Here is a 24,341-nt window from a genome sequence, read left to right as displayed (position 1 = left end):
GATGCCTTGAATGAGCCAACGCTACGCTCAATTGGCCTTGGCCTTGATGCTGCCGTGCCTGCCCCTGGGCATGGCGATGGGCGCATCGGGCAGCTGCAACGCCCTGGGCCAATTGCCCGCCGTGATCGAGGTAGGCGAAGGCTTGCAGACCGAGCTGCAGTCGCCGGTAGCGATTACGCGCCTGGCTATCGGCGACCCGAAAATTGCCGATGTGCGGGTCAACGGCGACCGCCATTTCCTGCTCACTGGCGTCGGCAGCGGCGCTACCAGCCTGATGGTGTGGACCGGCTGCTCGACCGCGCCGCGCCAGAGCATGGTGTTCGTCAAGGGCAAGGCTACTTCGGCGCTCACCAGCCAATCGCTGTCGCCCTCCGAAGACCCGACGCTGCCCAGCCAGGTGCAGACCGATATTCGTTTTGTCGAGGTCAGCCGCACCAAGCTCAAGGAAGCCAGCACCAAGATCCTGGGCATGGGTAAAAACTTCTTCCTCGGCAGCCCCGACTTGCTGTCCCCGTCAGAGGGCATTTTCAAATTGCCGGTGAGTGCCGACAACTTCAACATCGGGTTTGGCGGTGGCCGGGTCAAGGCACTGATCAACGCCCTGGAAAGCAGCGGTTTCGCCTATACCCTGGCGCGCCCGAGCCTGGTGGCCATGAGCGGCCAGAGCGCGACCTTCCTGGCCGGCGGCGAAGTGCCGATTCCGGTGCCCAGTGCCGGCAGCGATACCATCACCATCGAATACAAGGAGTTCGGTATTCGCCTGACCCTCACGCCCACGGTCATCGACCACAACCGCATCGCCCTGAAAGTCGCCCCGGAAGTCAGCGAGCTGGATTACAGCAACGCGATCCGAATCCAGAATATCCAGGTGCCGGCCCTGACCGTCCGGCGCACCGACACCAGTGTGTCACTGGCCGACGGTGAAAGCTTTGTGATCAGCGGCCTGATCAGCAGCACCAACCGCTCCACCATCGCCAAGCTCCCGGGCCTGGGCGATATCCCGATCCTTGGTGCGTTTTTCCGCGACTCCAATATCCAGAGCGAAGAGAAAGAACTGCTGATGATTGTCACGCCGCATCTGGTCCAGCCACTGGCTGCCAATGCGCAGTTGCCGTCGCTGCCCGGCGAAAAACTGCGCACCTATGATCCGAACTGGTTCCGCCTGTTCTTCCTGGAAAACGGCAACTTCGACCGTCGCAGTGGACTTTCCCAATGAGCGATAGCCTGAGCCAGACCTTCCTGGCAATCACCCGTAACAGCACCGACCTGGAATGGCTCCAGGGTGCCCTGGCCCCTCTTGGCCAAGTGATCAACGTGGGCGGCGGCAGCCTGGATGAATTGCTGGCACTGGTGGACGTGACCTTCGCCAACCTGGTGTTCGTGGGCCTGGACCGCGAGCACCTGGTAGCCCAGAGCGCCTTGATCGAAGGCGCCCTGGAAGCCAAGCCGATGTTGGCGGTGGTGGCCTTGGGCGACGGCATGGACAACCAGTTGGTACTCAACGCCATGCGTGCCGGCGCTCGGGATTTTGTCGCCTATGGTTCACGCTCCAGCGAAGTGGCCGGGCTGGTGCGGCGCCTGAGCAAGCGCTTGCCGCCCAGCGCGCCGAACGCCCATCTGGGCGGCCTCACCGTGCTCTACGGTGCCCAGGGCAATACCGATGGCGCCCTGCTGGCGAGCCACCTGGCGATGGTGGTGCAAAAGAGCGGCCAGCAGACGCTGATGCTCGACCTCGGCCTGCCCAGGGGCGACAGCCTGGCGCTGCTGGGCCTGGACAGCACCTTCAATTTCGGCGACGCCTTGCGCCACCTGCGACGCCTGGACGCCACCCTGATCAACAGCGCGTTCACCAGCACCGACGACGGCCTGCGGATCCTCGCCTACGCCGCCAGCGATGACCCCTTGGAAATGACCAGCGCCGCCGAGCTGTACATGTTGCTCAGCGCCTTGCGCCAGCACTTCCAGCACATCGTGGTCAACCTCACCGGGCAAGCGGACAGCGAAGCCCTGCGCACCTTTGTCAGCCACTGCGACAAGCTGCTGTGGTGCACCGACCAGTGCGTACTCGACTGTCGGCGCAACCTGGCGATGCTGAACCTGTGGCGCGAAAAAGGCATGAAGCTCGACCATGCCAAGCTGCTCGTCGATCGCTACGTCAAAGGCTGCGCCCCCGGCACCGAAGCCCTGGAAAAAAGCTTTGGCCTGGAGTGCATCGCCGTGCTGCCCCTGAGCCCCGAAGTGCGCCTGAACGCCAAGAACCAAGGGCAAAGCCTGTTCACCCTGGCCCCCCGCGAAGCCTTGACCCAAGCCCTGCGCCACCTGGGCGAGCGCCTGGCCAAACGCACCGAAGGACTGGATAAACCTTCGACGCGCTGGTTCGAACGCCTGCTGGGAGCGAGTCGATGAACGGCGAAAAACTCTTCGGCGCACCGGCCCGTGGAAGTGCCGCGCACAACGATCACGACGGCCTGAAACTGGTGCTGCATCGCTACATCATCGATGCCATCGAAGAATCGGGCCAGAACCTGCTGGAAGGCTCGCGCCAATCCCTGGCGCAATTTGTCATCGACAAAGTGGCCGAATACATCACGCGCATGCACCTGGCGATTTCGCGCTATGAGATGGAGCGCTTGGCCGAGGAAATCGTCGATGAGCTGACCGGCTTCGGCCCGCTGGAAGTACTGCTGCGCGATGTGTCGATCACCGAGATACTGGTCAACGGCCCGCACAGGGTGTTTATCGAGCGTGACGGAGTACTCCACCAGAGCGACCTGCGCTTTATCGACGCGCACCATGTAGAACGCGTGATGCAGCGCATTCTCGCGCCCCTTGGAAGGCGCCTGGATGAGTCGTCGCCGATGGTCGATGCGCGCTTGCCGGATGGCAGCCGGGTCAATGCGATCATCCCGCCGATTGCCCTGGACGGCCCGTGCCTGTCGATCCGTAAATTTCGCAAGGACATGCTCAAGAGCAGCGACCTGGTGGCGATGCAAACCATCGACCACAACATCTTCGAGTTCTTCCAGGAGGCGGTGGGCAAGCGCTGCAATATCCTGATCAGTGGCGGCACCGGCACCGGCAAGACCACGCTGCTCAATATCCTCAGCCAATTGATCAACCCCCACGAACGCCTGGTCACCATCGAAGACGTCGCCGAGCTGCAACTGGGCCACCCCCACGTGGTGCGCCTGGAAACCCGTCCGCCCAATGCCGAGGGGCATGGCGAGGTCAAGGCCAGCGACCTGATTCGCAACGCCCTGCGGATGCGCCCGGACCGCATCATCCTTGGCGAGATCCGTGGCGTCGAAGTGCTCGACGTGATGACGGCCATGAACACCGGCCATGACGGTTCCATGAGCACCGTGCACGCCAACAATGCCCAGGACGCGTTGCTGCGCCTGGAAACCCTGGTGGGCCTGACCGGCCGGGTGGTGGCGGAGAAAACCCTGCGGCAGATGATCTGTGCCGCACTGGATGTGGTGGTGCAACTGACGCGCCTGCCCGATGGGCGCCGTTGCGTCAGCGAGGTGGTGGAAGTGGTGGGGGTGCGCGACGACGTGTATGTCACCAACACCCTGTTCCGCCTCGACCGCCGTACCGGTTTCGGCTTTCTGCGCGAAGCGCTCAACCCGGCCGGCGACAAGTTGCGGCGCGAATCGGCATTGCCGTTGTAGAGAGGGCTCATGACCGGACTTGTCTTGCTGCTCATTTGCATCCTGCTGATCAGCCTGTCCGTCTGGCTGTTCCAGCGAGGGTTGCGCCAGGCCGGCACCGACCGGGTGCTGGAGCGGCTCAGCGACGGCCAGCCGGTGCCCCAGGAGCCGAACGGCAGCTGGGTCGCGCTGGAGCGCATGTTCCAGCGCGCCGGCCTGGGCAAGCCCACCGACCGCCTGGGTTTGTGGCTGAGCGGCTGGGCGCTGGGCATGTTGCTGGGCTATCTGCTGGCCGGCGGGCTGGGACTGTTGGCCATGCTGATCCTGCCGCCGCTGCTGCTGCGGGTGTATATCGCCTGGCGCTACCAACGGCGAGTGCAGCGCATGGTCGAACAATTACCGCAGCTGCTGGACCACAGCGTGCGCAGCCTCAAGTCTGGGCGCACCCTGGCGGACGCTGTGCTGGGCGCGATCGACAGCACCGAAGCGCCGCTCAAGCAGGCCATGAGCCGCATCCAGCGCAACGTGCAAATGGGCGTGAGCCTGCCGGAGTCGGTCAGCGACTTTGCCGAGTTTTACGAGCGCGATGAATTCCGCCTGTTTGCTCTTGGCCTGAAGGTCAACCACCGCTACGGCGGCAACGCCAGCGAGCTGCTGGAAAACCTGATCAAGATGATCCGCGAGCGCGAACAGGGTGCGCGCCAACTCAAGGCCATGACTGGCGAAACGCGCATGACCGCCTATGTGCTGGCGGGTTTGCCTATCGTCATGGTCGGCTACTTCCTGATGGTCAACCCGGGCTACCTGATGAGCATGTGGAATGACGGAACCGGGCGCCACCTGCTGCTGGCCGCGGTGGCGCTCGACATCACGGGCACCTTCGTCATGTGGCGCATGTTGCGGAGTATTTGAGATGGCCATCCTGATTTGCATCCTGTTGTCGCTCGCCGCCGTCGCCTTGATCGTCGGCAACCTGCTAGAGCAAAGGCGCCGACAACGCCTGGTCAGCCAACGCCTGCAAGGTCAACTGACCCGCGAGGACAAACTCGGCAGCCTGATGCGCCAGTTGGGCGCCAGCACCGTGGCCCAGCGCTCGGTCAGCCTGGACAACGAAACCCAGACCCTGCTCAACCGAGTCGGTTGGCGTAAAGCCAACCAGCGCTCCATGTTTGCCGCTTTCCAGATCGGCGTGCCCATCGTGTTGCTGGGCTTGACCCTGCTCGGCCAACAGCTGCTGTTTCCCCATGCCGGCTCACCCTGGATTGCCCCGGCGATTGCCCTAGGCATCGGTTACTTGCTGCCCAAACGCATCCTCGCCCTCAGTGCGAAATACCGCCAGGAGCGTATCGCTCGGGAAATCTCCACCTTCATTCCGTTACTGCGCATCCTGTTCGAATCCGGCATGGCAGTTGAGCAATCGCTGCGGGTGTTGAGCACCGAAGCCCAGCGCTTGCTGCCAGACCTGACCCATGAACTGCGCCTGATCCTGGCAAGGGTCGACTCGGGCCTGGAACTGTCCGAAGAGCTGGGCAAGACCGCACGCCTGTTGGCCGTGGATGAGTTCACCGACACCTGCATCATCCTTCAGCAGTTGATCCACCAGGGCGGCGGCGCGATGAAATCCTTGCTGGCCCTCAAGCAGTTGCTTGACGACCGCCGCCTGACCCGCCTGCAGGAATACATCTCGAAGATGTCCGCGAAGATGTCCGTGGTGATGATGGTGTTCCTGTTTCCCGCCTTGCTGATCGTGCTGGGGGGGCCGGCCATGATCGCCATCTCCCGAGCCTTGAATAACTTTTGAGGAGCCTGCCATGAAACCACTGATCGTCGCCTTGAGCCTGCTGATGCTGGGCGGCTGTGCCAGCAACGGCCAGGTTCCGTGGGCCGGGTTGCTGGCGCCGGGCAGTTGCCCCAAGCCCAGCTCGGACCAGGAGCTGTCGCTGAACCTGGCCGATGACATGGCCAACGAAGGCAAGCTGCACGCCAGCCTTGCCAACCTGCAGAACCTGCCCAGCGCCCTGCCCCAGGTTCGTCAGCGCCAGGCCCGTGCCTATCGCTTGCTAGGCCGTCCCGACGCCGAGCCGTTGTACCGCAGCCTGCTGGGCACCTGCCTGGCCGCCGACGGTGAGCACGGCCTGGGGCAACTGGCGTCGGCCAAGGGCGACAACGGCCAGGCCATGGCTCACCTGCAACGCGCAGCACGGCTGGCGCCCACCGACGAAAAAATCCGCAACGACCTGGGCGTGGTGTACCTCGATCAACGGCGCCTTGAAGACGCGCGCTTTGAATTCATGACCGCCATCGAACTCAAGCAGAGCGATCAATTGGCGGCGGTCAACCTGGTGACCTTGCTGATCTATCAGGACAACTGGGAGCAAGCCGCGAAAGTGGTCGGCCAACTCGGGTTGAGCCCTGATCAGGTGACCCGAGCCCAGGCACGGGCGCAACACCTCAAGGACGCTGGCACGGCACCGCAGCGCCCAGTCAAAGATCAGGTAGCGGCGGTCAACGATACGCTGCCGGCCTCTGTGAAATAAGGAGTCGATGATGAAATTCCAATACCTCGCCGGCCTTGCATGCCTGGCCCTGCCCCTCCTCGCTTCGGCCATCGAAGCGGGGCCGTCTTCACCCCGGCAGGCCGAAACGGAAAACTGGATGGCACTGCAACTGAGCGGGCGCGCAGCCTCGGCCAACCCCCAGAAAACCACGCCGGCAGAACGCGAACAGGCGCTCAAGCGCTGGCTGGACAGCAACAAGCACCCGATTCCGGAGTTCTTTGATCAGAAAATAGGCGGCACTGCGCAAAGTGGAAGCAAGTAAAGCTACTGTGGCGAGCAAGCTTGCTTGCGCTGGGGAGCGAAGCGCCCCCAAGAAAAGCCGACTCCAGCTGCGCTGTCGAGCGGGAGCAAGCTCCCTCGCCACAGAAAGATGGCTCCTGCAAGGTTTGCTTGGGCCTTTAGTGCGCAGTCACCCGCTGGCGCATCGCCGAGTTGCTCGGTGACAACGCCAGCGCCAACTGCGTGCGGTTGTGCATATGGGTCAGGCGCAGCACCTGGGACACGTACAGCTTCACCGTGTTCTCGGTAATCCCCAATTCACAGGCAATCTGGTAGTTGGTCTGGCCCTTGCCCACCAGGCGAGCCACATCCAGCTGGCGCGGTGACAGCTGATTGAAAATCGCCGGGATCTCCAACGGCCCGGCTTCATCGGCCGATGGGTCCCCGTCATGGTCCTGGAGCGTCGGGTTGCGACGCACTTTGTCCAAGTCCATATACAAGTCATTGATCGACTCGGACAGGTACTGCAACTTCTGGTTGAGCGTGCCCAGCTGCAGGTCTTTTTGCCGTTCCTCCAACGCCGCTTCCTGGCGCTTGAGGCCTTCGAGCAATTCATCGAGGTTGATCGGCTTCTGGTAGTAATCGGCGATGCCCGCACGCAGGGCTTTGATCACATCCTGTTTGTCGGCACGACCGGTGAGCATGATCGCTTCGAACGCACGATGTTTGCCGGCGATCCGTTGCAGCGCCTGGACCAGTTCGATGCCGTCCATGTCCGGCATATGCAGGTCACACAGCACTAAACCAATCTGAAGGTCTTCGCCAAAACGCTGGACCGCTTGCTGGCTGGACTCGCACGGGACACAACGGTACCCGCTGCTTTCAAGAAATTCACAGAGTTCCTCCACGATCAATGGTTGATCGTCGACAACGAGCACTTTTACTGCAGACGTAAGCTTGTTCACGCGCTACTCCATGCCTGGCAAGCCAAATGATGACCTATCCTTTCTGACGAAAACTCCTACACAACTACTCATTAAACGTAGACGTACTTTCCGACTATGTACATAGCATTAATCAACTCGTGCGACTGATGGATCCAAAACCAGCTGCCGGCAAAACCTGTCAAAACGAAGGGCGCAAAGGGCTGTTTTGTTGACGCTTGCCCTGCCCGCTCAACGCGATTTGAGCTAAGCCATTGATGCATAAGTGTCCAGGCCACCATGACGATGCCGGCACCGATCAACGCCCCCAACAGGTAGTCGATATTGGAGGCCAGCCCCAAGGCGGCTAGCAACTTCACATCCCCCGCGCCAAAGCGGCCCAACGCGTAGCCCGGCAAGGTCAGTACCAGTGCCAAAGCCAAGGCCAGGCCGCCCTCGCTGCGGGGCGCGCCCAGCCAGGTCGACCCCGCCCACAGCAGGTAGATCAACGCCAGCAGGCCTACGCCCAGGGTCAGCGTATTGGAAATTTGGCGCTGGCGAATATCCTGCACAGCACATACGCCCAACCACAGCACAATCACTAGCGTCTGGATCACGTAAAAAACATCCCTTTTGGCTGAATGATTCTATGCTGATATCAAGTACTCGACTCAGGGTAGACGCAGTCATGAAATCGAGCCTCCCGAGAAAGCAAAAAGGCGCTGCGGCGATCGAGTTTGCCTTGGTCTTCGTGATTTTCTTTGCAGTGTTCTACGGCATGCTCAGCTACAGCTTGCCGCTGCTGTTGATGCAGTCATTTCACCAAGCGGCAGCCGAAGGGGTCCGCCGCAGTGTGTCCCTGGACCCCAGCACCGCAGGCTATTCGGCCCTGGTGGTGCAACGCGCCAAGGATGCCGCCCAGGCCCAATTGAACTGGATCCCCGGCTCATTGAAATTCTTGCCCGGCTATATCACCGCCACCTACACCAATAATTTGCTGACAGTGAAGATCACCTACCCCTCGGCCAATATCAAAGCGGTCTTGCCGGCCCTGGTATTGCCCGGGGTGGGCACCGTACCCAACCTGCCCACCAACCTCACTGCTACCTCGAGCCTTCAGTTTTGACGACGGGGGATAAATTGTTCGCACGCCTGCGCGGGCGCACCAGCGCCCTGGCCTTGGACGCGCCAGCAGCACCCGCGTCGGGCCTGCAAGTGCAACTGGACAACCTGGGTGGGGTGCTGAACATCTCGGGCACCTTGAAGCCTTTACTTGCCCAGCATCTTGCCAACGCGCCCAACCCCCCCTTGCAGACCTTGCTGTGTGCCGACAGCGCGCGGAGTGTCGAGGGCACGCCGCAGGAGTGGCAACGACACGGCCTGGACCTCGACTTCCAGGGCGCTGCTGGCCAGGTCCTGCATACCCGCGGCTGGATCGAGCCGGAGGGCGACGGCTGGGCCCTGCACCTGCTGGACATCACTGACCTGCTGGCCGACCGAGTACGGGTGCAGCAACGCGAACAGAACCACCAACTCGCCGCCCTGATGAGCGAACAGCTGCGCGTGTGCAGCCCCAACCGCCTGCCCGAGGTGTTCAGCGAACACCTGCGCAGCGTGGCCCAGCGTTGGCGCATCCCCTGCGTCGCCATGGCACTGCTCGACGAAGATGATCAAGGCTGGCGCATCTACAGTCACTACGCCGCTCACGACGCCCCGGCCTTGTGGCAGACCGGGCAACACCTGGGCACCAGCCTGGACAGCATCAACGGCAACACACCACTTAGCCTGGACATTGCCCAGGGGCGCAGCGACAACCCGCGCCTGCACAGTGTATTTGGCAATGCCGACGGCTTCCTGGTGCCGTACCGCGACAGCCATGGCGCCGCCGCGTGGCTGCTGTGTGGCTTCTATAACGGCCAGGCACACCACACCGGCGAGCGTGACTGGCTGAACCTGTGCGCAGCACTCGCCGCGCCGCTGCTGGGCCGTCTGCGCGAACAGCGTCACCACCAGCAACTGGAACGGGTAGAAGCCCTGCAAGGCCTGCTCGGCACTGGCTGGTGGGAACTGTTGCCCGCTACCCAGGAAATCCAACTGGCGCCACAATTGCTGCGCAACCTGAGCCTGGACGACGGCCCCACCCGCCAACCCCTCGGTACCTGGCTCGAGCTCATCCACCCCGCCGACCGTCAGGCCCTCGACAGCCGCCTGCAAGACCTGCAAGCCCTGGGCAAGCCACTGCTGACCAACGTGCGCCTGCAACGCACCGAGTCCGAGCAGTCGCCCCTGTGGTACCGCATACAAGGCCAAGTGCTGGGAGCCGGCAATGAACGGCGCTGGGTCGGCTTCATGCTCGACATCAGCGACATTCAGAACCAGCAACTGCAAGCTGCCGCCGCCCATGCGCGCCTGGACAACCTGATCGCCAGCTCACCGGCCGTCATCTATGTGCAGCGCTACGTCAACGGCGCGCTGCACCCAGCGTTTTTCAGCGCCAGCCTGTTGCCGCTGCTGGGCTGGACCTTGGCCGATTGCAACCACGACACCCTGGCGGCGCTGATCCACCCCGACGACCGAGAACGCTACTTCGAACGCACCCGCCAACTGCTGCGCGAAGGCAACGTGCGCAGCCGCTACCGCCTGCGCGACAAGCAAGGCAACTACCACTGGCTGCTCGACGAAGCCAAGCTTTTGCGCGACGACCTCGGCTTGCCGGTGGAAGCCGTGGGCCTTTGGCTGGACGTCACCGAGGCGACCCTGGCCGCCGAGCAGGTGCGCCAAAGTGAAGAGCGCTACCGCATCCTGGTGGAAGACTCGCCAGCGATGATCTGTCGCTACCGTCCCGACCTGATCCTCACCTTTGGCAACACGCCGCTGGCCAATTACCTGGAATGCCGGCCCGACCAATTGCCAGGCATCGACTTGGGCCAGTGGCTGTCGGATGAACAGCGCGCCGCCTTTATGCAACGCATTCAGCAACTGACCCCGGAATTCCCGGTGAGCACCGCGGAAATCAGCCTGCAACTGCCGGGGCGCGAACATGCCTGGTGGGTGTGGTCGGACCGTGGCGTCTTCGATGAACAAGGCGCTCTGATCGAAGTGCAGGCCGTGGGCCGCGACAACACCGAAGTACGCCGCTCCCAGCAGCAACTGACCCAAAGCGCGAAAATGGCCACCCTCGGCGAAATGGCCACCGGCCTGGCCCATGAGATCAACCAGCCGCTGAACGTGATGCACATGGCCATCACCAATGTGCTCAAGCGCCTGGGCAATGGCGATGTGCAAATCGACTACCTCACGGAAAAACTGCAGCGTATCGACGCCCAGGTGCAACGCGCGGCACGGGTGGTCGACCATATGCGCGTGTTCGGCCGCCGCTCGGAAATCGAGCAGCAACCGTTCGACCCCGCGCAGGCGCTGGAGGGCACCCTGTCCCTGCTCAGCGAAGGCCTGCGTGGCAAAGGTGTAGAGGTGCGCATCAGCCCTGCGGACTTCTCGGTGCAGGTCAAAGGCTATGTCGACCAGCTGGAACAGGTGCTGATCAACCTGATGGTCAATGCCCGCGACGCATTACTCAGCCGGCGAGAAAAAGACCCTGCCCTGCGCCCCTGGATTGCCCTGCACAGCGAGCACGACAGCCGCCATGTGCGTATCTGGGTCGAAGACAACGCCGGCGGGATCGACCCGCGCCTGTTGGAGCGGATTTTCGAACCGTTCTTTACCACCAAGCCAATCGGCGTCGGCACCGGATTGGGGCTCTCGGTGAGCTATGGGATTGTGGAAAACATGGGTGGGCGCCTGAGCGTCACCAACGGCGAGGCCGGCGCGAAATTCTGCGTCGAGTTACCCATCGCGCAAAACTCAATCAGCTAACCACGATGCGAAGCGAGCCGCTCTTGCTCTTGCTCTTGCTTTTGATCTGCTTGTGATCTTGATCTTAAGCGCCCCGTTAAACCACGCTGGCCGGAATTCGACAGTGATTTGGGGGGTAAACCGGCAGGGATGCCGGTTTAGCCGCCCCGCGCCATGGATGGCGCGTGGCGGCGCCCCCCCAAATCACTGGCGGATTGCGGGCACACCGAGCCTAAGCGAGGTGCCGAGTGGTGGGGCAAGAGCCTTTTGCTTACTTTTGGGCTCTTTTCAAAAGTGAGCCGCTGTAAAAGCGGAACCCTAAGTGGCCGTTACCGCAGGAATGGATATGTACTCGGTATACTTGTGTCGGCTGTCAGGCCGCTATCGCAGGCAAGCCAGCTCCCACATTTGGAACGCGGGGTGTCAGCCAGATAGGCGTCGGCTGTCAGGCCGCCATCCCAGACAAGCCCCCACATTTGGAACGCGGTGCATCAGATAGACCAACAGGCTAAATCACCAGAGAAGCCCGGCCCATATGGCAAGAGAGATTGGCACCGACTTCGGCATTGCCCAGGTTGATGCCCAAGGCGCTGAGCAAGGTGTTGACGACAGGGTCGAGAATCGGTGACAGCACATTCTGGATCAGCCCCACCACCGCCGTGGTAATGGTCGCCAACAGCCCGGCAACCCCAGCCAACGCGCCACTGGAGACACTGCCGCTGGGCGGTGCGTAAGTCACCTGCAAGCCATTAAGGGTCGCCGCCAGGCTGCCGACGATATTGGCGGTGCCCGGCGCGAACTTGTAGGTGGGCGGCGCATTCATCTCGGCCACCGGCGCAAACACCATCGTGCTGGTTTGCGCGGCAATGGTGGAGTTGGCTTTCAACAGCAAACCACCCCCCACATTGGGTGTACGGTTGGGGCTGCACAGCAGCGTCAGGACCACACAGTAGCGCTGGCCAAAATCGATCAGCCTGACCGGCTGCACATCGACTGCTGCGGAGGAAGAAAAAGCCGCCACCGGATCCACTGTACCGACCGCCAGGGTCGCCAGGGACGTAGTGGTTTTCACCGTCAAGGATTTGGAGGCCGGCGAGTCGCAATTGAAATCCGTGACATTGGTTTGCGCACTGCCGGCTTCGATGTAAATGGCCAGCGATGTGGTGACATCGACGTCAGCCACATTACAGGCCACCAGGCACAACACACCGCCAACCACCGCCGGCAGGTTGAGGTTCAACAAGCCCTTGACCACCTGGGACACCGGCGTGCCCAGGCCCGTCAATATGGACGCCACGCCAGAGACCGCCTTGATGATCGGCGCCTGCACGGTCACCAACGTGCGCACTTGCGCGGTGCGTACAAAAATCTGATCGGTCGGCGGGGTATTCTGCAAGCCCTTCTTGGCCAACACAGGATTGCCAATGGCCGACAGCTGCGGCGGTTCGATGACCTTGGTCTGGATCGACACATTGCCCACCAGCGGAATCGCGACCTGCGCCGCCGCACTCACCGCATTCTTGCTGCTGGACAACTGCGCCACCGCTTCCAACAGTTGAAACAATTGCACGTTGCTATTCAGCGCCGCCGTCGGCGTGCCGGTGGCGATGTCAATCAGGTCACCCACGGTCAACAGCTTGCTGTTGGGCGCAATGGCTTGAATCGAAATCACGTCATTGACGACCGCTGTGACCGCCGCACCGTTTTTCTGCAAAACCTTCACAGCAGCGTCGATCAGTTGAGTAGCCGAGACTGCGGTACTGAGCAAGGCATCGTAGTCACCGGCCTTCACGTTCAGGTTAATCGCCAGTTGGTCCAAATAACTGAGCAGGTTGACGTTGGTCTGCAGCAAGCCGTTCCAACCCGCCGCCGTGAGCGAAAGGTTGCCGCCGAGCAGGTTGCCGATGACCAGGTTGAGCAGCGGGGATTTGCCTGAATCGACGCTGGCCAGGCTGCTGCGGATCGACAGCTGCGCCACGGGCGGTGGTGTCGCCGCGACGGCGGTGGCGCTCAAGTTGATTTGCGGGGTAATCGGCGCACCACTGAACAGGTTCCACAGCCCATTGGCAACGCTGGTCATCACAGTGCGGGAAGCCACCACGCGGATAGCGTCGCTCTTGGTGGCATCAGCGGTAAACACACGGGTGTTCAGAGCATTGGTCGCCAGGGTGCCGCATGTCACCGCCAGGGTGCTGCCATTACCGACCACAAAACCGTTGCGCGCCGCATTTTGCGTGGCATAGGCGTTTGCGGTGGTGTTGGTACCGCATTGGCCACCGAGACTGGCTGCCTCCAACGCCGAGGTATCGGCGACGGATTGCAGCTTGCGCTTTTCCAAATACAAGCGCCCGCTGTCGACCGCCAGCAACGTAAACACCAAGGCCAAGGCCAAAGTGCCTGCCGCCATCAAGCCAATTGCACCACGCTGTCTGGAGCCGAATCGGGGAGACATCGAAGCACTCCTGCGCTAACTCTCCGTTGCACTGGAGTGTAGACAAGGCTTCGGCAGGTTGCTGGCAACTCGCCACATTGGCGACTGGCGGAGATGCCCTGATACGCCCTGATACTGTAGGAGCGAGCTTGCTCGCGAAAAACCTACAGACGCCGCGTTGATTCAGGAAGTACGCGTTATCGTTGACGTTTTTCGCGAGCAAGCTCGCTCCTACAGTGAGCGATCAGCGCGGCGGGTAGTTGGAAAGGATCTTGGTCACGGTGCTGCGGATGGCTTTGTTGCGTTCCTCGGGGTTCGGCGTGCTGGCCATCATCTGTTCGTCGCTGCCGCGCCACACCAGCTTGCCGTCCTTGCCGTCGAGCAGGTCGATCTGGATGGTCGCCACTTTGTAGGTAATGTTGCGCGTTTCGTTGTACATCGGCGCGCCCCAGTAACCATTCCACGGGCCGCCCCAGGCACCGCCATAGTTGGTGGTGACTTGCTGCTGGCGGTCTTCGACGATCAGGTAGGCCTGTACATTCAGGTCAGCCTTGGTACCCGCCGCCGCAGGACGCAAACCGCGCTGATCCAGCTGTTCGCCCACGGCCTGGCGGATGCGTTGCTCGGTGAGGTCGCTCTTGATCCTCGGGTCATCGGGACGGTACTGCAACGCTGGGTCTTTCCAGGCCCAATTACGGTAGGCGCCGAAGTCTCGGCTGGCGTCGAAATCGTGGTTGACCTGGTTGCTCTGGCAACCGCCCAGCAACATGACAACAGCAAGCGCAGCGATGCGACGAAGCATGGTGTTCTCCAAAAACAACGTGGGCCTGTAATGAGAATAGCTGCTAACTGGGCGGATAGGCAGCCATTGCCTTCTGCATCGCCTTGCGCAAGCTATCGGCGCGTTCGCTCAGGCTGCCCTGGCTGGTGGTTTCGGCACTGGTGCTCCACACCGGCTGGCGGGTGCGCGCATCGAACAGGCTGATACGCGCCACGGCCACTGTCACTTCATAGGTGCGCACCACGGGCACGCTGTTGTACATGCCGTAACCGTTGCCATAGCGGTTATAGCCGCCGTAGCCGTAACCATAATCGTCCTGGACCTGGCGCAGGCGTTTTTCCAGGCGTACATCGGCGCTCACAAGCAGGTCGGGCGCACGCCTGTCATGCAAGGGGCGCAAGCCGCGCTGATCGAGGGCGCCGCTGACCGCCTCGGCAATCTGTGCCGAATCGGCCCAGGCCGTGCCCGCCGGCAACTGACCGTTGAGCCAACCCCAGCTGCGGTAGGCGCCATAGTCGCGCACCGGCGCGGGGTAGGCGCTGGCATCAAAGGTAGTAGCCGCCTGGGCGGGCGCCGGCGGCATCGGTGCCGAACTGGCCACGTAAGGATTGGGGCTCGAGCACGCCCCAAGGCCTAGAGACAACAGGATTAAACCGAGACGACGCATGTCGACCTCCCACGCTGGGCCGCTTAAACCGGGCGGCAGATCCAGTGCAAATATCGCCCAAGCCCGGCAAAGCTTGGGTGACGACGGTGAGCGAGCTCCATCTCCAACAAGTCCTCCAGGTTGGCGCGAGCCTGGAATTCCACCGGCATATAGTCGTGGAACACCCGCACGCCACTTTGGCTTTCGACCTGCCACAGCCCTTCGAGTTGCGCCGCCAACTCCCGTGGGTCCAGGGGTTGTTGCGGCGTCAGGCTCTGCTTTTCGCCGGCCATGTCGTTCTTGCGCATTTTGCGGAAGTGGCCTTTGAGCAGATTGCGGTAGATCAACGCATCACGGTTGTAGAACGCCAGGGACAACCAGCCACCCGGCAGCGTCAGTTGGTGCAGTACCGGCAGGATAGCGTGGGGCTCGGCCAACCACTCCAGCACGGCATGACACAGCACCAGATCGTAAGGCTCGGTGAGTTGGCCGAGCAAGTCCTGCCACGGTGCATGAATAAAGGTCGCGCTTTGGCCCGCGTCGGCGAAGCGCTGGCGCGCACCTTCAAGCATCGGCGCAGCGGGTTCGGCCAAGGTTACCTCGTGGCCCTGCTCGGCCAGCCACAGCGACATGTGCCCCAGGCCTGCGCCGATATCCAATACGCGCAACGGCCGCTGCGGCAAGGCTTGCACCAGGTCGGCCTGGAGCACCGCCAGGCGAATCGCGCCCTTGGCACCGCCGTAGATTTTTTCGGCAAAGCGCGTGGCCAACTGGTCGAAATGACGATCACTCATGGGCAAACCGCCGTTCGCTATCGGCCAGTTTGGCGCGCACCACTTCGTTCATATCCAGCCCCAGCTCACTGCACAGCAACAGCAGGTACAGGACAATATCGCCGACCTCCTGGCCCGCATGGGCGAGTTTATCGGCGGGCAGTTGGCGGGATTGGTCTTCGGTGAGCCATTGGAAGATTTCCACCAGCTCGGCCATTTCCACGCTGGCAGCCATGGCCAGGTTTTTCGGGCTGTGGAACTGCTTCCAGTCGTTGGTATCGCGGATGCGGTGCAGGCGTTCGGTGAGGTGTTCGAGGTTCATGCGGGGGCTCCTGAATGGGTATAGCTTACCCGATCATTCCCACGCTCTGCGTGGGAATGCTTCCAGTGACGCTCCGCGTCGCCTGCGCGGATGACGGGACGCGGAGCGTCCCAGGCGGCGTTCCCACGCAGAGCGTGGGAACGATCAGTCGACAACGCTGAACTCGAGCCTGGCGGTTTGGCCGGCTTCATCCAATACGCTGAGCTGATAGCGGCCCAGCCGTTCAAAACTGGCATTGATGCTGTCCTGGTTCGCGCTGTCGCCCAACGGCGCACCGTTGAGAAACCACCAACGCCGGCCACTGCCGCCCAGGGCGGAGATGTTCAGGCGCAAGGCTTGTTGACTGGCAGCGGGCAGGCGCAGTTGGTCGCCTTCGCGTACGCCCACGATGGACAACGGCGATGAAGCGGCCAGCGCCGGCGGAGGGCAATCCGGGTCAGGCGCAGGAATGCGCGCTTCCCGGCGTTCAATCCTTGGCAACCAGGGCTCCAGCGGCGCCGGCCACAGCGCGATGTTTTTGGGGGTTGCGCCAGGGCAATGGGCATCGACCCTCAAACCCTTGGGGTTAACCCAGATGCTTTCCATCAAGCCCACGCTCAAGGGTTGATCCAATGCCTGCAAGGTCGGCGGCGTGGTGTTGTCCAGGGTCCAGGCAAAACGCTGGCGGCGGCAATTGGGGTCGCTGCGGCTCATGGGCTGGCCCAGCGGCCAACAAATCGCTGCCACGCCGATATTGGCAGGCACCGGTTTGACTGGCGCACTGATGCCGCGCTGGCTGTCGCGGTTGGTCAGCACGTCATGCACCTGCAACATCAACGGTGCTGCCGACGCCAGGCCGAACTGCCCCGGTACCGGCGTGCCATCGGGCCGGCCGATCCATACGCCAATCAGGTAACGCGGGCCCACGCCAATCGCCCAGGCATCGCGAAAGCCATAACTGGTGCCGGTTTTCCATGCCAGCACCGGCCGTTGGACCAGCTCGGCACGCGGGTCGCGGTCGGGCCGCGCTTGGCCGCTGAGGATGCGCCGCACAATCCATGCGGCGCCGGGCGACAGCAACGGCCGCTCCCTGAGCGTATCGTCCGGCTGTAACCGCAGGCTGGCGCTCTTGCCATCGCGGGCCAGGGCGCTGTAACCACTCACCAGATCTTCCAGACGACTGCCCGCACCGCCGAGGATCAGCGCCAGGTTCGGCTCGGCCAATGCCGGCAACGCCAACGGCATGCCACCGATGCGCATCTGCGCGGCAAAGCGCTTGGGCCCGTAGGCTTCCAGCAGCTGCACCGCCGGCAGGTTCAACGAACTGGACAACGCGGTGCTCGCCGGTACCGCCCCGGTAAAGCCCATGGAAAAGTTGCCAGGGCGGTAATCGCCATAGCGCCGAGGCACGTCCTGCAACAGCGATTCGGAGTGAATCAGGCCGTCATCCAACGCCATCCCGTAGAGAAAAGGCTTCAAGGTGGAACCGGGCGAACGCAGCGCGCTGATCATGTCCACATGACCAAAGCGTTTGGTGTCGTTGATATCCACCGACCCCAGGTAAGCGCGCACCGCCATGCTTTCTTCTTCCACCACCAGGATGGCTGCCGAGGTGTGCTCCGGCAGGCGTGCGCGCCAGCCCAACAGCAGGTCTTCGAGACGGCGTTGCAAGGTGGCATCCAGCGTGGTGCGAATCAGTGGCGGGCTGTCGGGGCGATTCAGGCGACGTGCGAGCAAGGGCGCCAGGCTCGGTTCCAGGCGTGGGGCGAGCAACAGGGGTTCTTCCAAGGCTTCATCCACCGCCGACTGCGGCCATACCTGAAACTCGGCCAGGCGGCGCAGCACTTTGTCCCGGGCCTGCTGGGCGCGCTGCGGATGACGGTCCGGGCGCAAACGACTCGGCGCCTGGGGCAATACCGCGAGCAACGCGGCTTCGGCGTGAGTCAGTTGTGATGGCGACTTGCCCAGGTACGCCCAACTCGCTGCCGCCACGCCCTGCAGCGTACCGCCGAAGGGCGCGCGATTCAGGTACAGGTTGAGGATTTCGTCCTTGGACAGGTGCCACTCCAACTGCGCGGTACGCCACAGCTGGCGTAACTTGCCGTGCAGGGTGCGTGAGTGTGGGTCGAGCAGGCGCGCAACCTGCATCGACAAGGTGCTGCCGCCGGACACCACTCGCGCGCCGCTCAGGTTTTGCCAGGTCGCACGCACCAGCGCCAACGGGTTTACGCCGGGGTGTTGGTAGAACCAACGGTCTTCATAGGTGAGCAGCGCGTCGAGATAATACGGCGACACTTCGCGGGTCTGTACCGGGTAGCGCCATACGCCATTGGCATCGGCAAATCGCCACAGCGGCGTGCCATCTTCGGCCAGCACCACCCGCGCCAGGTCGTCCTGGGGCAGGGGCAAGGGCCAGATGCGATCGGCGCCCCACAGCAGCGCTATTACTAACGCCACACAACCCAAAGCCCAGCGCAATAACTGTGGGAGCGGACTTGCTCGCGAAAGCGGTGGGTCAGTTGGCAGAGATGTCACAGGCACGCCGCCTTCGCGAGCAAGCCCGCTCCCACATTGGGCCGCGTACATCCGCAGGTGATTAAACTAAAACTCAAACGGGCAAACCTCTATGCTTGCAGGGAACTCGCCTGCGTTATCGACAACCAAAGGCACAGTTACGCCCACCTTCTCATCAGGACACGCACATGCAGGTAGAAAGCTTTTTCGAATGGTTGGGCCAGGCGCTCGGTTCCGTCATCCGTTTTATCGTCGACGGGCTCAGCGGTTTGTTCGGGGCCTTGACCCACGCCGGCGGCAACTTTATCGACGGCCTGTCACGCACCTTGGGCATGGACACCTCGATCATCAGCATCATCACTCTGATCGTCGGGTTGCTCTTCCTGTACTCGGCGGTACGCGCCTTTATGCGGGCCTCGATTATCGTGGGAATCATCTGGCTGATGCTGGGGCTTTGGCTACTCAGTTGGGTCGTGCACTGATATTTCGATCCTCTCCTGTAGGAGCGAGCTTGCTCGCGAAAAACTCAAAGGCGCCGCGTTGATTCAGGAAACACGCGTTCTCGTNTGACGTTTTTCGCGAGCAAGCTCGCTCCTACAGTGTCTTTCAGCGGCCCTTGATCACCATATCCACCGGCGTCTCGCCCACCGCCTGCCAGTTCGGCCGATACATCGACTCCACTTGCGGCGGCGGCACGCGGTAGGTTCCCGGTGTCACCGCACGCGCCAGGTACAACAAGTGCGTGGTGCCATAGCCATCCAGATTCATGGCCGCCACATAGCGATCATCCCTGAACTCCTGATGCTTGAGCGATGCGTTCTGCATCGACTCGCGCCACTCCTTCACCTGGCTACTGGCGTTCTCCAGGCTCGCTGCGCTTTGTGCCAGGTTCTGGTTTTCCAGTTCCAGGCCGGCGGGCAGCAAGTCCACCACCAAGGCATCCGGCACGCGTTGCTTGGCACTGACGGCCAGGTGCACCAGCACCAGGTCGCCGCTGTTGAGGCTGCGCAAATTCAACGGCTGGCCATTCATGCCCAGGTATTCGCGGCGAATACTCAGGTTCTCGCCACCCGGGGCAGGCGGCACTTGTGGGTAACCCGAGATTGTCAGTTGCTGGTAGACCGGCACATCGCTTTGATTGGTCAGGCTCAAATTGCCGGAAAGCAGCTTGCCTTCCAGGTTGAGCGTCGACTGTTGGTTGTTCAGCTCATGCTCCCCGTCGCTGCCATCCAACAGCACCTTCCACGCCGATTCGGGCTGGGCGAAACCCAGCCGCCCGGCCAGGAACAACGAGTTGCGCTCCTGGGTCGACAGATAGGGGCTGGCCGCCAACTGGTCCGACAAGGTAAACAGGCGCTCTTCACGCGTGCCCTTGGCCAAGTCATTTTCCTCCAGCAACGCCAGAATCATCGCTTGATCGCGCAACGGGCTGCCGTAGTCGGCCAGCCACTCCTTGGCACTGCGCTGCGCCGCCAAACCGGCGAGCAAGGCTTGATCGGCACGCGGCTGGTCGCCCATTTTCTGCAGGGCGATGGCCAACTGCACCAACGGCAAGCCGGAGCGTGCGTCGCTGCGCCGTTCGAACAGACTGCGCAACGCACCCAACGGCGCCTGCTGACTGCGCGCCAGCACCATACCGGCGTAGGCCTGTACGGCGAAACGCGTGTGCTCGGCGTTGTCGCTGTAATCCACCTCGATCAGGTTACGTTCCTGCACATACCGCAGCAGGCGCTCGCTGGCCTTCTTCAAGGCTTCAGGCGGTACTGCAAAACCCTGGTCGCGGGCGCGCAGCAGGAAGTCGGTGATATACGCAGTCAGCCAATATTCTTCCTCGCCATCAGCGCCCCACAAACCGAAGCTGCCGTTGTAGCGCTGCATGCCCAGCAGGCGCTCGATGCCCAACTCGATCTTGCGCTTGCGCTCGGCATCCGGCTCGCCCTTGATGCTCAGGCGCTTGAGCAGCGCGTCGTCGGCGTACAGCGACGGGTACAAGCCACTGGCGGTTTGTTCCAGGCAACCATAGGGGTACGCCTTGAGCGCACTGATCTGCGCGCCCAGGTTCAACGGCGGCCGGCTCGACAGGCTCAACAGCGCCTCACGCCCCGAGGCATCGAACTGATCCAGCGCACCCGCCGGCAAGCTCCACGGCTGATCCTTGATCACGGCGCGGTAATGCTTGAGCAAGGCCGGGTACGCCGGGCGTACGCCCAGGGTCCACTCACGGCTGAACGGCGGCAGGTTTTCCCCCGGCAGGTCCAGGCCATTGACCGTAACCTTGACCCTGCCCTGACCGAAACCGCCCCAGGCTTTTACCGGAATGCGCAGGGTGGTGCGCTGGCCTTGCTTGAGTTCAACCGATTGCGTGTCGCTGTTGACCAGTTCCAACGGCCCTTGCGTCGTTAATTGCACATCGAGTTTCTGCGCCTTGCCCGACAGGTTTGAGAGGTCCAGGGCCAGGGTGGTCTGGTCGCCCCCGGCCAGGAAGCGCGGCGCCGACAACTCGGCAATCAGCGGGGCGGCGATCACCGTCTTGCCTTCGGCCATGCCGTAGCGATCATCGCTCCAGGCTTGGGCCATCAGGCGCAGTTCGCCGTTGAAGTCGGGGATATTGACGCTGACTTCGCCCTCGCCTTTGTCGTTCAGCGTCACCGGGGCGCTTTGCAGGGCGACGATGGTTACGCTGGTGTCCGGGCGTTTGCCGCCTTTGGCCAACGCCGCGTCGCCACCAAATGCCAGGCTGGCCAGGCGCCCTTGGCCGGCTTCAATCAACTGGCCGTAGATGTCGAATTGGTCGACGCCATAGGCTTTGCGGCCAAACAGGCTGGCGTACGGATCGGGCGTTGGAAATTCGGTGATATTGAGGATGCCCACGTCCACTGCCGCAAGCAGTACGTGCACCTTTTGAGGCACACTGCCATCGGCGTTTTTGGCGGCGATCTTTACCGTCAGCGGTTGTTTGGGGCGCATTTTTTCAGGTGCAGTGAGGGTCAGGCCGAGTTTGCGCTGGGTGCGATCCAGCGGCAGGTGCAGCAAGCCCACGGCGCGTTTAGGCGTGATATTGGCTTTGCGCTCGCCGGGACGAATCACCAGGGCGCTCACATACAGATCGTGGCTCGACCATTTAGGGTCGAGCTTCACCGCAAAGCTTTTGCCTTCGGCCGGCACGTCGATTTCCTGCCACCACAGCGGGCCTTCGGCAGACTCCACCAACAGGTAGCCTTTACCGGCAGCCGGTGGCGTGACGGTGACGTTGGCGGTGTCGCCATCGCCATAGGCGGGTTTGTCCAACGCTAGCTTGACCTGGTCGGGGCGCACGGCGCCGCCTTCGGTGTTGTCCTGGGCCTGGTAGCCGGCCCAGAAACGCAGGCTGCTGACCAGCCCGGTCTGCGGGTCTTCGACCTCCACGCGGTAAGGGCCCCACTCCACCTGGAAGCTGACCTTGGCGGTGTCGCCCGCCTTGATGTTCAGGCTCTGCTCATCGAGGTTGAGGAATTTCTCGTTGAAGTGGTAGCTCCAGCCGTCATTCTCCGAGTAGTTCCAGTAGTAGTCGCGGCGCTCACGCACCAGGCGCACCTTGAGGTCTTGCGCGGCCAGTTTCTGACCGTCCTGGTTGGCCACCAGCACTTCGAATTCCACCGGGCCATCGCCGTTGGTTTCCTTGCCGTCAAACAGGCCACGCAGGCCCGGCAATTGCTCGGCCGGCCAGATCGGCTGCACCAGGCGCCGGGTGATCGGCCGACCGCCGGACTCCTGCAGGCTGGCTTGCACAATCAGTTGCAACGGCGACTTGGCCTCGGCCCACTTGCTTTCCAGGGTCAGCGCTTGCTCGCCATTGGCGTCGAGTACGCTTTCGTCCAGTTCGAAATCCTGGCTCAGCTCTTCTTCAGTGACGGAACCGAACTGGTAGCCCGGCAGGGATTTGACCGCCTCGCGCAGTGGCCGCACGTACACCTGGCCACTGACGCGGTTACCGGAGGCGGGCGCGCCGTAGAGGTAACGACCGTTGACCTGGATGACCGGGTTATCCGCCGGGCTCAACGCCGTGTCACTGCCCTTGAGTTCCAGCGCCAGGCGTTCGGGCAGGAAGTCTTCGACGAGAAATTCATAGAGTTGCGGCTTGCCGTCACCGAGGTCGAACACCAACTGCCAGCGCCCGGTCGGCGCCTCGCCAGCCAGCTGCAACGGGTATTGATACAGGCCCGACGCGTCGGCCTCCCACACGAACTTGCGGCTCACCTGTTCATCCGGGCGCCGCACTTCGACGCTCACCGGCTGAGGCTTCACCGCCTTGCCATCCTTGTCACGCAACAGCGCGTTGAGCAGCACGGTTTCGCCGGGGCGATACAAATCACGCGGGCCGAACACAAAGAACTGCAACGGGTGGGACGGTTGCCCGCCGATATCGAACTCCGCCAAATCCAGCGCGGCGCTGTCCAGGCGCAGCAGGCTGGTTTGCTCGCCCTGCTTGGCCAGTAACACCTGGGCTTTTTTCGGCAGCGGCAACTCGGCGTGGCCACCGTCTTCGGTCTTGCCCTGGCCGAGCACGCGGCCTTCGGCATCGAGGATTTCCAGTTCGACGCCGTTGAGTGCCTTGCCGCCTTCCAGGGCCTGGGTAAACACATCCAGGCGATTGGCGTAGCGGTGCACCGACAGGCCGATATCACTCAAGGTGAACAGGGTGGCCGGTTGCGAATAGTTGTAGGTGCCCGAAGCGCGCATCACCGCGAGGTAAACGCCCGGCTGCTGCAACTGCTTGAGGCCGGCAATCGGTAGCAACAGGGTTTCGCGGGTATTGCGCGCCGGGTTCAGGTCGAAACGCCCGCCGTACACCAGTTCGGCCATTGGCAGCAGTTCACGGGACTCATAGCTTTGCAGGCTGGTATTACGCCCCCACTGCGCCAGGAACGACGGCAGGGATTCGGGTTTGATCCGAAAGAATTCCACGTCGATCTTGTCGACATTCAACGCGATCACCGGCAGGCCCTCGGCCAGGCGCGTCGGCAACAGGGTGCCACGGCTGGCGAAGCCGACGGTGGCTTGCAGGTCGCGGGTTTCCAGGCGGGCGCTGTATTCGGCGGCGAGGGTGTTGCCGTTGACCGCCTTCACCCCTGCGTCCACGGTCAGCACCAGTTTGCGCTGCGGTTCAAGGTGGCGCAGGCGCAATTCCATCAGGTTATCGGACAGTTCCCAGGCGCCATCGACCTTGCCGGACTTGCTGTCTACCAGGTGCAGCTTGTCGGCGAATTTCTGATCGGGGTCCAGCGGAATGGAAAAACTCACCGACAGCGTGCTGGCCCCATCCAACTGCACCTCGGACACATCCACCACGCTCAGCTCACGCCCGGCATAGCGTTGCTTCAACACTGCCACGTCCACCGCCGCTTTCACCGGCTTCGGCGCTGCCGCCACGGTGGGCGCAGGCGGTGCAGCGGGTTTATCGGAAGAATCGCAAGCGCTCAGCAGGGCCAGCGCGCAGGCCAGGAACAGTCCTTTGTTAAGCATGGGGCACTCATAGTCAGAGGGAACCGAGGGGTGAACTATATATCAGCGCCGACCAAGCTGCTGCGGCGCCGGTCACATTGACCGACGGAGGGGCGGTTGGTTCTAGGTGGGCATGAAGCCAAGCCAAATCCCACAGCCACTGGAGATCAAACGGTGGGAGCTGGCTTGCCTGCGATAGCGATCTTTCA

The 24,341-nt window shown here is 62.4% G+C and carries 19 protein-coding genes; 10 read left to right on the top strand and 9 right to left on the bottom strand.

Annotation, left to right across the window (positions count from 1 at the left end):
• Positions 1-10: 10 nt before the first annotated feature.
• Genes ACTJLA_RS23325 through ACTJLA_RS23295 form a run of 7 tightly spaced genes read left to right on the top strand, consistent with a single transcriptional unit; the run spans position 11 to position 6,473 of the window.
• Positions 11-1,216: a type II and III secretion system protein family protein gene (locus ACTJLA_RS23325; protein ID WP_314551632.1), complete on the top strand. Its 1,206-nt coding sequence runs from the start codon at positions 11-13 to the stop codon at positions 1,214-1,216.
• Positions 1,213-2,406, top strand: coding sequence for an AAA family ATPase (locus ACTJLA_RS23320; RefSeq protein ID WP_034125887.1), 1,194 nt, complete (start codon positions 1,213-1,215; stop codon positions 2,404-2,406). The genes ACTJLA_RS23325 and ACTJLA_RS23320 overlap by 4 nt, the downstream gene beginning before the upstream one ends.
• Positions 2,403-3,674 carry a CpaF family protein gene (locus ACTJLA_RS23315; protein ID WP_054896410.1) on the top strand — a complete coding sequence of 424 codons (1,272 nt, stop codon included), beginning with the start codon at positions 2,403-2,405 and terminating at the stop codon, positions 3,672-3,674. The genes ACTJLA_RS23320 and ACTJLA_RS23315 overlap by 4 nt, the downstream gene beginning before the upstream one ends.
• Before the next feature lie 9 nt (positions 3,675-3,683).
• Positions 3,684-4,565 (top strand): type II secretion system F family protein, encoded by an 882-nt coding sequence (locus tag ACTJLA_RS23310; RefSeq protein ID WP_034125885.1) that lies wholly within the window; start codon positions 3,684-3,686, stop codon positions 4,563-4,565.
• 1 nt (position 4,566) lies between these two features.
• A complete protein-coding gene (locus tag ACTJLA_RS23305; RefSeq protein WP_054896408.1) occupies positions 4,567-5,454 on the top strand; it encodes a type II secretion system F family protein in 888 nt (295 codons plus the stop codon).
• Positions 5,455-5,464: 10 nt separating this feature from the next.
• Entirely contained in the window at positions 5,465-6,190 is a 726-nt protein-coding gene (locus ACTJLA_RS23300; RefSeq protein ID WP_096143487.1) for a tetratricopeptide repeat protein, read from the top strand.
• 10 nt (positions 6,191-6,200) lie between these two features.
• On the top strand, positions 6,201-6,473 hold the full coding sequence (locus tag ACTJLA_RS23295; RefSeq protein ID WP_034125882.1) for a DUF3613 domain-containing protein: 273 nt from the start codon (positions 6,201-6,203) through the stop codon (positions 6,471-6,473).
• A gap of 136 nt (positions 6,474-6,609) precedes the next feature.
• Here ACTJLA_RS23295 and ACTJLA_RS23290 read toward each other — a convergent pair whose 3' ends face one another.
• The gene (locus ACTJLA_RS23290) at positions 6,610-7,395 is read right to left on the bottom strand and encodes a response regulator transcription factor (RefSeq protein WP_034125881.1); all 786 of its coding nucleotides are present in this window, start codon (positions 7,393-7,395) and stop codon (positions 6,610-6,612) included.
• 71 nt (positions 7,396-7,466) lie between these two features.
• Positions 7,467-7,970, bottom strand: a complete 504-nt coding sequence (locus ACTJLA_RS23285) for a prepilin peptidase (protein ID WP_054896406.1) — start codon at positions 7,968-7,970, stop codon at positions 7,467-7,469.
• A gap of 71 nt (positions 7,971-8,041) precedes the next feature.
• On the opposite strand from ACTJLA_RS23285, the gene ACTJLA_RS23280 reads away from it, so the two are divergent.
• Together ACTJLA_RS23280 and ACTJLA_RS23275 are read left to right on the top strand one after the other, a co-directional pair.
• On the top strand, positions 8,042-8,479 hold the full coding sequence (locus ACTJLA_RS23280) for a TadE/TadG family type IV pilus assembly protein (protein ID WP_003188217.1): 438 nt from the start codon (positions 8,042-8,044) through the stop codon (positions 8,477-8,479).
• Positions 8,476-11,226 carry a PAS domain-containing protein gene (locus ACTJLA_RS23275; protein ID WP_314551612.1) on the top strand — a complete coding sequence of 917 codons (2,751 nt, stop codon included), beginning with the start codon at positions 8,476-8,478 and terminating at the stop codon, positions 11,224-11,226. The genes ACTJLA_RS23280 and ACTJLA_RS23275 overlap by 4 nt, the downstream gene beginning before the upstream one ends.
• A 487-nt stretch (positions 11,227-11,713) precedes the next feature.
• Here ACTJLA_RS23275 and ACTJLA_RS23270 read toward each other — a convergent pair whose 3' ends face one another.
• The 6 genes from ACTJLA_RS23270 to pbpC form a co-directional block, all read right to left on the bottom strand.
• Entirely contained in the window at positions 11,714-13,657 is a 1,944-nt protein-coding gene (locus ACTJLA_RS23270; protein ID WP_314551792.1) for a pilus assembly protein TadG-related protein, read from the bottom strand.
• Positions 13,658-13,880: 223 nt separating this feature from the next.
• On the bottom strand, positions 13,881-14,438 hold the full coding sequence (locus tag ACTJLA_RS23265) for a DUF4136 domain-containing protein (RefSeq protein WP_034126431.1): 558 nt from the start codon (positions 14,436-14,438) through the stop codon (positions 13,881-13,883).
• Positions 14,439-14,481: 43 nt separating this feature from the next.
• Positions 14,482-15,084, bottom strand: coding sequence for a DUF4136 domain-containing protein (locus tag ACTJLA_RS23260; protein ID WP_089042150.1), 603 nt, complete (start codon positions 15,082-15,084; stop codon positions 14,482-14,484).
• A gap of 23 nt (positions 15,085-15,107) precedes the next feature.
• On the bottom strand, positions 15,108-15,857 hold the full coding sequence (locus ACTJLA_RS23255; protein ID WP_034126429.1) for a methyltransferase: 750 nt from the start codon (positions 15,855-15,857) through the stop codon (positions 15,108-15,110).
• Positions 15,850-16,158, bottom strand: a complete 309-nt coding sequence (locus tag ACTJLA_RS23250) for a MazG-like family protein (RefSeq protein ID WP_003188211.1) — start codon at positions 16,156-16,158, stop codon at positions 15,850-15,852. Before ACTJLA_RS23250 ends, ACTJLA_RS23255 begins: the two co-directional genes overlap by 8 nt.
• A gap of 144 nt (positions 16,159-16,302) precedes the next feature.
• Entirely contained in the window at positions 16,303-18,594 is a 2,292-nt protein-coding gene (gene pbpC / locus ACTJLA_RS23245; RefSeq protein ID WP_054918793.1) for a peptidoglycan glycosyltransferase PbpC, read from the bottom strand.
• Positions 18,595-18,839: 245 nt separating this feature from the next.
• Between pbpC and ACTJLA_RS23240 the strand changes: the two genes are divergently transcribed.
• Positions 18,840-19,133: a hypothetical protein gene (locus ACTJLA_RS23240; protein ID WP_003188208.1), complete on the top strand. Its 294-nt coding sequence runs from the start codon at positions 18,840-18,842 to the stop codon at positions 19,131-19,133.
• Between the two features lie 124 nt (positions 19,134-19,257).
• Here ACTJLA_RS23240 and ACTJLA_RS23235 read toward each other — a convergent pair whose 3' ends face one another.
• On the bottom strand, positions 19,258-24,153 hold the full coding sequence (locus ACTJLA_RS23235) for an alpha-2-macroglobulin (protein ID WP_314551785.1): 4,896 nt from the start codon (positions 24,151-24,153) through the stop codon (positions 19,258-19,260).
• Positions 24,154-24,341: the final 188 nt, after the last annotated feature.

Source organism: Pseudomonas sp. 22072 (assembly GCF_052046095.1).
Classification (GTDB): Bacteria; Pseudomonadota; Gammaproteobacteria; order Pseudomonadales; family Pseudomonadaceae; genus Aquipseudomonas; species Aquipseudomonas paracarnis.
Note: the sequence above shows the minus strand (reverse complement) of the source record. Positions and strands in the feature narration are given on the sequence as shown.

Coding starts and splice junctions, on each gene's coding strand:
- ACTJLA_RS23325 (WP_314551632.1), top strand. CDS start 11: ATGAGCCAACGCTACGCTCAATTGGCCTTGGCCTTGATGCTGCCGTGC.
- ACTJLA_RS23320 (WP_034125887.1), top strand. CDS start 1,213: ATGAGCGATAGCCTGAGCCAGACCTTCCTGGCAATCACCCGTAACAGC.
- ACTJLA_RS23315 (WP_054896410.1), top strand. CDS start 2,403: ATGAACGGCGAAAAACTCTTCGGCGCACCGGCCCGTGGAAGTGCCGCG.
- ACTJLA_RS23310 (WP_034125885.1), top strand. CDS start 3,684: ATGACCGGACTTGTCTTGCTGCTCATTTGCATCCTGCTGATCAGCCTG.
- ACTJLA_RS23305 (WP_054896408.1), top strand. CDS start 4,567: ATGGCCATCCTGATTTGCATCCTGTTGTCGCTCGCCGCCGTCGCCTTG.
- ACTJLA_RS23300 (WP_096143487.1), top strand. CDS start 5,465: ATGAAACCACTGATCGTCGCCTTGAGCCTGCTGATGCTGGGCGGCTGT.
- ACTJLA_RS23295 (WP_034125882.1), top strand. CDS start 6,201: ATGAAATTCCAATACCTCGCCGGCCTTGCATGCCTGGCCCTGCCCCTC.
- ACTJLA_RS23280 (WP_003188217.1), top strand. CDS start 8,042: ATGAAATCGAGCCTCCCGAGAAAGCAAAAAGGCGCTGCGGCGATCGAG.
- ACTJLA_RS23270 (WP_314551792.1), bottom strand. CDS start 13,657: ATGTCTCCCCGATTCGGCTCCAGACAGCGTGGTGCAATTGGCTTGATG.
- ACTJLA_RS23265 (WP_034126431.1), bottom strand. CDS start 14,438: ATGCTTCGTCGCATCGCTGCGCTTGCTGTTGTCATGTTGCTGGGCGGT.
- ACTJLA_RS23260 (WP_089042150.1), bottom strand. CDS start 15,084: ATGCGTCGTCTCGGTTTAATCCTGTTGTCTCTAGGCCTTGGGGCGTGC.
- ACTJLA_RS23255 (WP_034126429.1), bottom strand. CDS start 15,857: ATGAGTGATCGTCATTTCGACCAGTTGGCCACGCGCTTTGCCGAAAAA.
- ACTJLA_RS23250 (WP_003188211.1), bottom strand. CDS start 16,158: ATGAACCTCGAACACCTCACCGAACGCCTGCACCGCATCCGCGATACC.
- ACTJLA_RS23240 (WP_003188208.1), top strand. CDS start 18,840: ATGCAGGTAGAAAGCTTTTTCGAATGGTTGGGCCAGGCGCTCGGTTCC.
- ACTJLA_RS23235 (WP_314551785.1), bottom strand. CDS start 24,153: ATGCTTAACAAAGGACTGTTCCTGGCCTGCGCGCTGGCCCTGCTGAGC.